General features: G+C 37.3%; 10 protein-coding genes. 2 read left to right on the plus strand and 8 right to left on the minus strand.

Annotated features, from left to right (window positions below; all coding sequences use genetic code 11):
- Positions 1–5: 5 nt before the first annotated feature.
- Entirely contained in the window at positions 6–974 is a 969-nt protein-coding gene (locus tag VJ786_RS10775; protein ID WP_134777950.1) for a helix-turn-helix transcriptional regulator, read from the plus strand.
- Here VJ786_RS10775 and VJ786_RS10780 read toward each other — a convergent pair.
- From VJ786_RS10780 to VJ786_RS10810, 7 genes are all read right to left on the minus strand, one after another.
- Positions 971–2,338, minus strand: a complete 1,368-nt coding sequence (locus tag VJ786_RS10780) for a Gfo/Idh/MocA family protein (RefSeq protein ID WP_134777949.1) — start codon at positions 2,336–2,338, stop codon at positions 971–973. The two genes, VJ786_RS10775 and VJ786_RS10780, sit on opposite strands and share 4 nt — an antisense overlap.
- A 176-nt stretch (positions 2,339–2,514) precedes the next feature.
- Entirely contained in the window at positions 2,515–3,261 is a 747-nt protein-coding gene (locus VJ786_RS10785) for a 6-phosphogluconolactonase (protein ID WP_134777948.1), read from the minus strand.
- Between the two features lie 33 nt (positions 3,262–3,294).
- The gene (locus VJ786_RS10790) at positions 3,295–4,038 is read right to left on the minus strand and encodes a glycoside hydrolase family 16 protein (protein WP_134777947.1); all 744 of its coding nucleotides are present in this window, start codon (positions 4,036–4,038) and stop codon (positions 3,295–3,297) included.
- A gap of 1 nt (position 4,039) precedes the next feature.
- Positions 4,040–4,471 (minus strand): cadherin-like domain-containing protein, encoded by a 432-nt coding sequence (locus tag VJ786_RS10795; protein ID WP_336557698.1) that lies wholly within the window; start codon positions 4,469–4,471, stop codon positions 4,040–4,042.
- A 31-nt stretch (positions 4,472–4,502) separates the two neighbouring features.
- Complete coding sequence (locus VJ786_RS10800) at positions 4,503–5,498, minus strand: CBM96 family carbohydrate-binding protein (protein WP_336557699.1); 996 nt, start codon at positions 5,496–5,498, stop codon at positions 4,503–4,505.
- Positions 5,499–5,501: 3 nt separating this feature from the next.
- Complete coding sequence (locus tag VJ786_RS10805) at positions 5,502–6,875, minus strand: RagB/SusD family nutrient uptake outer membrane protein (RefSeq protein WP_134777945.1); 1,374 nt, start codon at positions 6,873–6,875, stop codon at positions 5,502–5,504.
- Positions 6,876–6,886: 11 nt separating this feature from the next.
- The gene (locus VJ786_RS10810) at positions 6,887–9,979 is read right to left on the minus strand and encodes a SusC/RagA family TonB-linked outer membrane protein (protein WP_134777944.1); all 3,093 of its coding nucleotides are present in this window, start codon (positions 9,977–9,979) and stop codon (positions 6,887–6,889) included.
- A gap of 226 nt (positions 9,980–10,205) precedes the next feature.
- On the opposite strand from VJ786_RS10810, the gene VJ786_RS10815 reads away from it, so the two are divergent.
- A complete protein-coding gene (locus VJ786_RS10815; RefSeq protein ID WP_134777943.1) occupies positions 10,206–11,249 on the plus strand; it encodes a LacI family DNA-binding transcriptional regulator in 1,044 nt (347 codons plus the stop codon).
- Here the strand turns inward: VJ786_RS10815 and VJ786_RS10820 are convergent.
- Complete coding sequence (locus VJ786_RS10820; protein ID WP_134777942.1) at positions 11,246–12,565, minus strand: sugar MFS transporter; 1,320 nt, start codon at positions 12,563–12,565, stop codon at positions 11,246–11,248. The genes VJ786_RS10815 and VJ786_RS10820 overlap by 4 nt on opposite strands.
- Positions 12,566–12,574: the final 9 nt, after the last annotated feature.

The following is a 12,574-nucleotide window of genomic DNA, read 5'->3' on the forward strand; positions in this document are numbered from 1 at the left end:
ATCTTATGTCCATCGACTTAAAGAAAAGGTTCGACCGTATTGTTGAAATTCTAATTCAATTACAGTCCAAGAGAATCGTAAAGGCGCAAGATTTGGCGGATCGATTTGAGGTAAGCTTACGAACCATTTATCGGGATATGAAGAGTTTAGAACAAGCTGGAGTCCCGATCATTGGCGAGGCTGGAACCGGCTATTCCATCATGAATGGCTATAACCTCCCGCCAGTCAGTTTCAATAAAGAAGAAGCTTTAAGTTTTGTGGCTACCGAGAAATTGGCGGAGAAATTCTTTGATAATAGTACGAGTAGGCATTATGGCTTTGCGATGATGAAAATAAAAGCCATTTTAAAATCACATGACCAAGAAATGTTGGAGCATATGCAGGGGCAGATCATCATGAAAAAACAGGATAATCCCATTTTTTCCAATCATGCTCCGCAACTTTTAAATGCGACCCTGACTTCGATTGCCCAGAAAAGACAGCTCCGAATACTATACCAAGGCATAAAAGATGATCAAGCCCACGATAGAACTATAGAACCTTTAGGGGTTCTTCATGAAATTGGCTATTGGTATATTATTGCTTATTGTTTAGTCCGCAAGGATTATAGACAATTCCGCAGTGACCGGGTTATGGAAGTTAATTTGTTGGAATCTGATTTTTCCAAAGAGCACCTAAGTATGGAAGAGTATATAGCCCTGAATCCACCTACGACCTATGAAAGATCAAAAGTTCGGATTAAAGTAAGCAAAGAAATGGCACCACATGTCAGATGGCAAAGAAACCATTATGGCTATATTTCGGAAGAAAAGAAGGATGATCATTTTATCATGCAGTTCGATTGCAGGGATATTGAACACGAGTTTCCTCGTTGGTTATTGATGTTTGCCGATCATATCGAGGTGTTAGAACCAGCCATATTAAAAAGCAGGATGATGGAAATCATCCAAGACATTAATCTGAAATTCCGTTAGACCTTTCCTTTTATCCAGCTATCATACGGATGCTCCCATCCTTTTCTATAGGTTCTTTTCAATTTTTTGGTAGCCTCTGGATCATTTACGATTTTTTTCTTTATTGGGTCATATATAAGTGGTCTATTGAGTTCCATGGAAATATTGGCAAGGATACAGGATGCGGAGGATATATGTCCTTCTTCGATATCGGCAACAGGTAAATGATCTTTTTCGATAGCGGTCAATAGGTTCATCATTTGTCCTCTAGTAGCAGGTGCTGCATTTAATTCAATACGGGGTTCTTTAAGGTCTTCTGGGAATTTTTCCCTTTCGAACAACACCTCTCTTAAAATACGCTCACCTTTCCCATGGGGTATGAATTCGTATTTCATGGTATTTCCTTTTAATGTTCCCTTATCTCCATAAATGATAAAAGACCAAGGATAGGCGGGATCGGCAGGAGCTCCCCAAGTTCGATGGTTCCAAACACAATTTAAATCATCATATTCAAATATGGCCGTTTGGGTGTCTGCAATGTTTGATTTTGCATCTTTTTGCACATATATTCCACCCGTTGCCGAAATACGTTTTGGCCAACCCAACTTTAACATCCAACGCACGGTATCAAACATGTGCACACACATATCCCCGGTTATTCCATTACCATATTCCATAAATGCCCGCCACCAGCTGCCATGTGGCAAGCCATCGTAAGGTCTTAAAGGTGCTGGACCTGTCCATAAATCATAATTCAAAAAGGACGGAACGGGTTGTTCTGGAGGATTGGCATTGCTCTTCATATGAAAATAACAGCACATTTCGACGTGGGAAATTTTACCTAGCAAACCTTTTTCGATAATATTTTCCTTAGCATCGATCATATGGGCAGTACTTCTTCTCTGGGTACCGATCTGTATTTTACGTTTATACTTTCGCGCAGCCGCTAAAACAGCTTCTCCTTCCAGCACATCCACACTTACCGGCTTTTGCAGATAAACATGAGCACCATTTTTTATCGCTGCTATAGCCATCAAAGCGTGCCAATGATCTGGAGTACCTATGATCACGATGTCCAATTTATGCTCTGCCAATAATTTCCGATAGTCTTCATAAAGTGCGGGTGTTTTCTGGGATTTTTGTTTTCCAGCGACTAATCTTCCAGCCTCCTCCAAATGGTTTTTGTCCACATCACATAAAGCTACCACCTCTACATCGGCCACCTGTAATAATCTAAACAGATCGCTTTTTCCATACCAGCCTGTCCCAATCAAAGCCACTTTTTTACCAGCTGCTTTTTCCAATCCAAAAACATCTTGAACAAAAGCTGCCAAGGATAATAATGCAGCTGTACCTGTAATAAATTCCCTGCGGTTGAGGTTCATAGCGTTAGGTTTAGGTTTATAATACAACAAGATAACAAGAAGCTTGCTAAAAACAAAAAAGACCAATGATGGACATTGATCTTTTTATTACCTAATAAATAGGAATATTTATAATGGATTGGTTAAGTACTTGCTATAATACGAAGATAAAGCATAGTAGAAAACAATCCTTACGGTTAACCGTAATTATAGGCGTTTTTATCGAAATAAAATTTACAGTCAGGGTGAGTTCTTAAAATTGTAGATGGCCAATTAATGGAAATCTCACCATGAAGGGTTTGATAAACAGCCTCGGCCTTATGTTGACCCGAAACAATACAGAACAAATGTTTACCACTCATAATAGTAGGAATTGTGAGTGTCAATGCCTGTGAAGGGACCTCATCTATAGTAAGAAAGCATTTGTCGTTCACCTGTTGCTGCCTACAAACCTGATCCAATTCCACCTGTTTAATAACAGCAGAATCCTCAAAATCAGCCACTGGAGGATCATTAAATGCGATATGCCCATTCTGTCCGATCCCTAAGATAATAATATCGATAACCGCGTTATGGATAAGATTGGTCATTCGTTTGATTTCATTATCAACCGAGTTTTTAGGATCAATCAGATGAAGTTTCTTTACCTTGACCTTGTTAAATATGCGCCCCATTAAATAATTTGAAAACAATTGTTCCGCATCATCTGATAATCCAATATATTCATCCATGTTAAAAGCGATTATCTTTTCCCAAGGGATTTTGGTGGAATTGACCAGGTAATCCAAGGTTTCATTTTGGGAGGGTGCAGCAGCAAAAATGATCCTTACTTCTTCCTGAACTTTCAATAAGTCCGTAATCTGCATTTCAATAGCTTTACCCGCGGCTAATCCTGCAGCTTCTTTCGTTTCAAAAACTGCCATCATTTTTTCATTTACATCCATGTTCTATTAAAAAGGGTTAGGTTGATTTATGCATTAATTTTTATTAAACGTAACACTATCGATGACGATCTCTTGCTCTTTTAAGTCGGAAGGCATCTGCCCTTTAAATAACCAAAGGTTAATGCGCATACGTTCCGTTGTAGCTTTTGGAACATCCGGTCCTGTATATTTCCAAGCAGCATAGGGCGCAATAGCAGCATCAGAATTTACCTGGCTGATAAAATTGATCTGATCTTCTTGCCAATCAAAACTGTGTCTTGTTGGACCAGCGTTACTGGGAATCTGGAAACGATATTTATTACCTGTTTTATCAGAGGGTTGAATGGCAAATTGTGCATTCTGATTTTCAGGGATTGACCATTTCGAGAACTCAATATCGATCTCCTCCACATCATTTAAATAGGTAAATAATCCAGAAACAACATTTTGGTCTAATAAGGTTATATCTGAATGTACATAGAAAGTATATTTACCATAACCTAAAGGTTGCTTACAATACATTCCCGCGCAATACCAATTACCATCTTTTTGCGTGATTTTTAGGTGCAGCTTTCCCTCTTTATCTATCCAAACATTATCTTCCGAATTGGAAAAGTAATTTGGGCCAGGACCTTTTTTGACCATATCGTTTCTTACGATCCAATCAAATCCGGAGAATTTAATTACACGATCTGTAGGCTCTTTTGGCTTTTCCACAACTGGCGCCTGGGTTCCACAATTCATCATTAACAACAACAATCCGACTCCTGCTGAGCCTACAAAAAGGTTTTTCTTCATCTTATTCCACTGTGATTTTTAATTCCAAATTTTCCAGAATAGCACCTGCTCGATCTCTAGCAGTCAATTTTATAGTTTGTGTGCCATTTTGTTCACCATCATGAATGAACAATAAATTCTTCAAATCTAAATCTAATTGTGAAAATTTGCTGCCTTTCTTTAATACTTCTGCACCTTTTATTAACCAGCCAAATACTGGAGCCTCCTCAATGGTGTAAATAATATCACCTGCTGATGCACCAGAAACTTCTAAATTATCCTTGGAAAGTACATATACACCGCCATTTTCAATTTTAAAATCAGTTATATTTTCTAAAGTCAATTCTGAATCTCCAGATGCCAATGTAGCGATTATCATTGGTGGTAATAAGGTGGCATGTTCTTTTGATGCAATTTCATCGGTTTCATCTGAGCCAGGTTGTCCATCCAACATAAATGATTTTAAACCCTCTGGATTGACGTTTTTATAATAAATCTGTTATATCAAAATTGAAAAAACTAACCTTACTGGTTTTTATGGAGGCAATTCTTGGACTCTTTGGAAACACCATATTGTTAAATTTTATTGATGCCTCTGTCCAACTAGCATTAGGTGTTTCAAATAGATTTAGATCGACCCCTTTGGCATGTGTAAAAGAAACAGACAACTGCATCCTTAAATCTGTAACCACACCTTCTTTCTTAAAATCATTAAAATCAAAAATCATTACTGCCTTACGGTCATAATCACCATTTCCAGAAACGTTCTTAATTTTCAACAGGTTGGTGGTTCCCAAATTCTTATCCGAATCAATTCCTCCATTGATGTAAGAATCGTGTTTAGGAAAAATGGTATCTAACAAAAGGTTTGGGTTTACGGCATTTGCATCTCCTGTTGGCGCCGAATAGTAAGTGATAAAATTGGTCACATGCATCACTCCATTAGTAGGGACAAGATTGGAGGTGCGGATCTGCCATTGGCTATTCGTTCCTTCATTGATGATCCCAACATAGGTACTACTATGAGAAAGAAACATCGTTTGCCCATTCTCTGTATTATAAGCAATTGGTTTATTACTTGCAGATAGTGCTGGATCATTAAAATTTACTGTACCATTTACGATATGATATTTCAGCATATTCTTCAAAATCGGTAAAGGAATATCATTTATAGACGCATAACCATTGTCTTTTAGATAAGCTGTAAATGCTTGGTTGTTAGGCGCAATAAAAGTATATTCTTTCGATCCATTATAATAGCTTTCCATCCCAGCTTTAATGATCGCTTCTTTTAAAAGACTTAAAGATTCGTTTTCTGAAATAAAGGTTAGCGCATCAACTGAAAGTTTACTATTATCAGGACCTTGTACATATTCAAAATTCTCCTGTATTTCACAGCTATATTGCATACCAATTAATCCTACACCTAATAGCACCATTGATATTGTATTTTTTAACTTTTTCATAAAATTAATTTTCATTGGTTATTTGTAGAATTCATTTTGATTGAGCTTCGGATTTCTTAATAAAGCATTCTCATGGATTGGCCATACTAGATTTTTTTCGTCTGATAGTCCATTTAAAGGATTCATTGTATTTATGGCTTTACCTGTTCTTACGAGGTCAAACCATCGATGCCCTTCAAAGGACAATTCAATAGATCGTTCATGTAAAATAGCAGAAGTAAGATCACCATAAAGATTTTTTGCCACCTCCAAATCCATAATTGCCAATCCAGCTCTCCTTCTAATATTATTCAGGAGTGTTAAGGACTCATCTGTTTGGTTAAGATTGGATAATGCTTCTGCTTTTAACAGCATAATATCAGCTAATCGAGTCAAAACAATATTATTACCTGAAGGGTCAGGGCTTTCATCATTGAATCCCACACCAAAGAATTTCCATATTTTACGCGGTTGAACTTCTTTCACATCATAGATTAGATTTTTCCTTAAATCCCCTTCTTCAAAAGAAGCTATAAATTTTGAACTTGGAACATAATCAGAGTCCGAACCTAAAGCATATAAAACTCTTAAAGAATTTGTCTGAACCTCATTATAACCCACTTCAAATATACTTTCTGAGCTTGCTCCCTTATTGAAAATACTATTCCAATCACTTATGGAAACTAAACTGAATTGGCTATCGTCTAGTACTTTGTCGGCATATCCTACTGCTTTATCATACTGTTTTTCCCACATGGCAAGTTGGGTAAGAAATGCATATGCAGCACCTTTTGTTAAAAACACTCTATTTCTATCCCCCGTGTAATTGTCTGCACAATTGGACGCTGCAAACAATAAATCTTCTTCAGCCTGTTTTAGAACATCGGCCTGACTATTTCTTTCCACGAACAAATTCTGATCTATACTTTCGTATGGTTCCAAAATGATGGGGACATCACCCCATATCCGGGTTAAATAAAAGAAGGCCAATCCCCTGAGTCCTCTAGCCTGTCCCAATAATTGATTTCTTAATGCACTATCTTCGGATTCAAAAACCGTAGGGATATATTTAATGGCATAATTAGCCCGTGAAATCAAGGTGTAAAAATTATCCCAACGTGCAGAATTAATGATTGGTGTAAGATTGTTTTGCTGTAAGGCAAATGGATCTCCTGAATGTCTTGTAGTTACATTATCTGCCCTACCTTCACCCCAATAAGCAAAGTTTATACGAAAAACAGATTGTAAAGAATTATAAATGCCATTCACTCCGGCCTGTGCATCGGCAGGTTTTTTATAAAAACCTTGTCCCGAAAAATTACTGATAGGTTCTTTATCCAAAAAACTTGAACAAGAAGTATTAGAAGCACTCAAAACAAAGGCGGCTATGATATATTTAAATGATAGTTTCATGATAATTCAAATTAAAGTCCAAATGTTAAACCAAACATAAACGTACGGCTCTGCGGGTAAGACCCCTCATCCAGGCCCACCCGAAGTCCGGAATACGAATTTACATCAGGATCAAAACCAGTATATTTGGTCCAAGTGATTAAATTATTGGCATTAATAAAGGCGTCAACCTTTCTGAGTCCAATTTTTTGGGTCCATTCGGGTTTGAGACTATAACGTAGGTTTACATTTTTCAACTTGATGTAAGAACCATCTTCTACCCACCTACTTTGAACACGTGAATCTGATTGCTTTGGATCGTCCCTAATCAATCTTGGAAAATTAGTGATATCTCCCTGCTCTCGCCACCTGTCAAGTGCATCTGTAGAAAGATTATTGTACCGTACAACAGAGTTTCTTTGATGGTTCAATTCACTATATATTTCATTTCCAACGGAATACTGAAGGAATACATTGAGATGGAAATTTTTATAACTAAAATCGTTAGAAATACCACCAAAGAATTTTGGTTCAGCATAACCAATAATTTCACGGTCATCCTGATTGATGATATTATCTCCATTTAAATCCTTCCAAATGGGATCACCGCCCACAAAAACAGGTCCGCTAGCACCATGAGTAACTTTGTTTACATTATCTTCATCACGCGCATATACACCCATAAAACGCCATCCATAAAATACACCGATTGGCAGTCCTTCTTGTAAAATATGATATGTCCCATTTTGGATATACCCATTCGTCAATAAGTTTTCTGGCAAAGATGCTACTTTATTCCGGTTCAAACTTATATTAAGACCTGTATTCCAGGTGAATGCACCTTGTAAGTTTTTAGTTTGTAAGCTAAACTCTAAGCCTTTGTTTTCAATATTTCCAATGTTCTGAGTAATAAACTCGAAACCTGTAGTATTTGGAATTGGTACATTATATAATAAATCACGTGTTTGCTTTAAATACGCTTCTGTCGTAAATAAAACCCGATTGTTCCAAAAGCCCAATTCCAGACCAAGGTTATATTGTGTCGTTGTCTCCCAACTCAAACTCGCATTTGGCATAACAGTAGGCGATGCTCCTGAAAAATCAAGGTAATTCGTTCCTAAGGTAAATTCACCCTGTGAAGTGTAATCTCCAATCGCTTCATTACCAGTACTTCCTAAACTAAACCTCAATTTACCATCACTTAACCAACTGGCATCTTTAAGCATTTCTTCATCCTTAAATCTCCACCCGGCTGAGGCAGATGGAAAAAATCCAAATTGATTATCTCTACCAAATCGGGATGATCCATCTGCTCGTAGATTGAATTCTAGAAGGTATTTACCTCTATAATCATAGGTAGCACGTCCAAAATAGGATAACATGGCGTGTTCGGAAGCCACATTCACTCCTTGGTTAGAAATGACCGATGCGGCATTCAGCGTTCTGATATCATCACTTGGAAAGAACATTCCATCAAGTCCCGTCCGATCAAATCGCCACTTCTGGAAACTCATACCCAAAACCCCTCCAAAATTATGTACATTCTCCAAACTCTTTTGGTAGGTGAAATAACTTTCATTTCCCCAAGTGAGATTACCAATATTTCTTACCCCTCCTGTATTATATCCCTCACGATAATCTAATATCGAAGGCATAAATTCTTCCTCTTTCATGGATATATAATCCAAGTTAAAATTTGATCTGAATTTCAGGTCTTTAAATATATCAGCCTCTACATATTGACTTCCTATTATACGATTACTTTTATTGAGGTTAGTGGCATATAATGCCATTCCAACTGGATTGCGCATACCGATCATATAACCATTCAAGGAACCGTCTGGTAAGTACATGGACATGTTTGGAGGTCTAACCAATAAACTTCGAATGATACTTAAATTCCCCGTTCCTGCAGCATTGGTCCGATTGTTCACCCCATTGGTATAAGAAATACTTTGGCCTATTCTAAGGTAATCCGTTAGATCAAAATCAACATTCAATCTGGAAGTAAACCTTTTGTAATTCGAATTTAGAATTATCCCATCTTGATCTAAATAGGATGTGCTCCAAGCATATTTTGCCGCTTTGGTACCACCTCTTACTGCAACATCAATTTTATATTGCTTCGCTGTACGCATCAATTCATCCTGCCAATCTACATCACCATTGTTCATTGGGTTTAAAGAATCAATTATGGTATAATACGGTTCTTCTGGATTTGGTAGGGCAAAGTAAGAATCCAAGACAGCTTCTCTATATTGGGCAGCATTAAGCACGCTTAAATTACGGGTGAGATTACTAATGCCCGTAGTAGCATTGACAAGGACTTCAGGTTTCCCTTCAGCACCTCGCTTAGTCGTGATCATAACAACCCCATTTGCAGCCCTAGAACCATAAATAGCTGTGGAAGCTGCATCTTTTAATATCTCTATGGATGCAATATCATTTGGGTTGATATCTGCCAAAGGATTGAGGCCAAAGTTTTCTGTACCATTTAAGGAGGAGATAGAATTTGACTCAATTGGAATGCCATCAACGACAAACAATGGATTATTGCCTGAGTTCAAAGAAGAATTTCCTCTCACACGAATCATCATTTCTGAACCTGGTGCACCGGAGTTTGAAGATATCTGAACACCGGCAGCACGACCTTGAAGAATGGAAATAGGATCTTGTAAACTGGTTTTTTCAATCTCATTGGAACCGACCGAAACAATTGATCCAGTCAGGTTTCTTTTCTTTTGGCGACCATACCCTACTACAACTGTTTCTTCTATGACTGTAGAACTGAATTCTAAAGTGACTTGAAGAATAGTTTGGTTTTGGACAGTAACACGTTTTTCGGTAAATCCTTGAAAGCTGAATATCAATTCTTGACCAACAGAAATATTGGTCATTTCAAAATAGCCTTGATCATTTGTACTTGTTGCTTTAGAGCTGCCTGCGACTTGGACGGTTACTCCGGCCAAACCAGCATTATTGCTATCCTTGACATATCCTGTAATAGTTTTGGTCTGCGCCTGGGCAGTAAAGAAGGCTAACAAAATCAATCCTAAGAGAAAGAGTATTTTGCTAACTACTCGACTTTCCAATTTAATCATAAATCGGTGGGTGGTTATCATCATAATTTCAGATTAAAGGTTTACAATCTGTTTGTTTATGTAAGCAAGTTATGATTTTAAGATAATTTATGCAAATGTTTGCATTAAAATAAATATCACATTGCGTTATTTTATGGTTATAAATTAATTATACATATAATTTAATGCAATCAATTGCATTAAATTATATGATTCATAAATTTGAATAACAGAAAAATTACATTAAATTAGGTTCCATAAATTTTTAAGGATGAAACAGGCAGATTCCCCAAGGATTACCATAAAAGATATAGCAAAAGCATTGAACGTTTCGACTTCAACCGTTTCCCGCGTTTTATCGAATCATCCCGCGATCAGTGAGGCTACTAAAAAAATGGTGAATGAAAAAGTTAAGGAATTAGGTTTTTCAATCGACCCCATAGCTTCCAGTTTCCGGAGTAAAAAAACAAAGTCCATCGGGGTGATTTGCCCAAGAATTGATATTGATTTTCATTCCAAAGTAATTAGTGGAATTGAAGACTATGCTTATAAAAACGGCTATCAAATAACCATTTTTCAATCCCAGGATAATTACAAAAAAGAAAAGGAGATTGTGCAAATGCTGGAGAGTTCTTTGGCTGCCGGATTAATAATTTGTCCTGGTTTAGAAACACATCGCTATGAACATCTCAAAAAGTTAAAAAAAGCCAATATCCCCTTGGTGGTATATGACAGAAATGCAACAGGTTTAAAAACCAACAAGGTGATGATCAATGATCATGAAGCATCCTTTAAGGCAACTGAACATCTAATTCAAATGGGCTGTAAGCAGATTGCACATATTTCTGGAGACCAATCGGTAGGCATTTTCCAATCTCGTTTACAAGGATATAAAGATGCATTACTTCAGCAAGGATTAACTGTACAAGAAGAATTGATAAAGGAAGCCAAGCATTTGAGTTATGAGGAGGGTTTGGAGTTGGCTCAATCTTTGGCTAATTCGAATATGAAAATAGACGGATTAGTTTGTGCAAATGATTATACTGCCGCAGCCGCTATACAAGTATTTAAAAAATTGGGATTTCAAATCCCAAAGGATATCGCGATTATAGGTTTTAGTAATTACCCTATTTCCAAGGTTGTTGACCCCCAATTATCCAGTATAGACGATAATGCTTATTCCATGGGCAAAGTAGCATCGAAACTTCTTATCCAGCAAATTGAAGACCCTGATTTCGAACACACCGATTACCAAGAAATTTTAATAAAAACCGAACTTATCCTTCGGGAGTCGAGCGACAGGGATAAATATTAAGTTTTCCAGTTTCTGAGTTTATATCCGTGAAAAGCATAATAAATGAGATATGCGTAACATGGTATTAATACCCAATAGGCTTCCCGCAGACCCATATAATCAGCAAAATACCCATACAGCATCGGTAGGATAGCATTTCCACACAGGGCCATTACCAATAAAGAAGCGCCAATTTTAAGATATTTACCCAAATCTGATAAGGCTAATGGCCATACCCCAGCCCAAATCATCGAATTGGCGAAACCTAATAAAACCAAGAACCAGACGGAAACATCCGTGTGATAACCCAAAAGATTAATCTCCCCGTTAAAGAATAAAATCCCTGTAGATAATATCAGACCAAAGCAGGTGCAGAATTTCAAGGCCGATAATTGGCTGATGTATTTCGGGATCAAAAAGATCCCCAATAAATACCCTATAATCGTAGCAGTAAGCGTATATGAAGGAAAAGTTTTGGCATCATAGAAGCTTAAGCCATGATGTTGAGCATAATTAATGATACTATCTACCGCAATTACTTGGGAACCAACGTGAAAAAATATAGCAACACTTCCTAAAACCAAATGAGGAAAAGCGAAGATATTGGGCTTTACTTTAGCATCAGATAGATCAGATTTCCCATCCTCTGAAGTATTTATTTCAGGTAATGGCGAGAATTTGATCAATAAACCCAATCCGATTAACACGACGCCCACAATCCCATACGGAACAATGACCCTTTGTGTCAATCCATTTAGAGCAAGATTTTTTTCCTGGGGAGATAAGGTCAGTATTGATTCAAAGTATTCTTTATCTTCCGGCTTAAGAATAATAGCCGCGAACAATAATGGAGCAATAATGCCAGCCATTTTATTACAGATCCCCATGATACTAAATCGTTGGGCGGCTCGCTCTTTATCTCCCAATATCGTCACATAAGGATTCGCAGCTGTTTGTAGGACTGAAAGACCAATACCTAAAGTGAATAATCCAAGAAGGAATAAAGGGTATGATCTGACGGCACCAGCTGGAATAAATAAGAAGGCGCCAACTGACATCACAAAAAAACCCAGCATCATCCCAGTTTTAAAACCAAATCTATTTAAGAAGTATCCAGCAGGTAAAGACATCACGAGATAGGCAATGTAAAATGCAAATGCAACTAGATAGGATTCAAAATGATTTAATTCAAACGCTAATTTGAAATAGGGAATCAGAATGGCATTTATCCAGGTTACAAAACCAAAAACAAAAAACATGATTGCAATGATCAATACCGACATTCTTTTCTGTCCTGTTGTCAAGGATTGAACTGAAACTTCCTGATAATTCTTCATGACCCAAGG

Source organism: Sphingobacterium tenebrionis (assembly GCF_037126265.1).
GTDB lineage: Bacteria > Bacteroidota > Bacteroidia > Sphingobacteriales > Sphingobacteriaceae > Sphingobacterium > Sphingobacterium tenebrionis.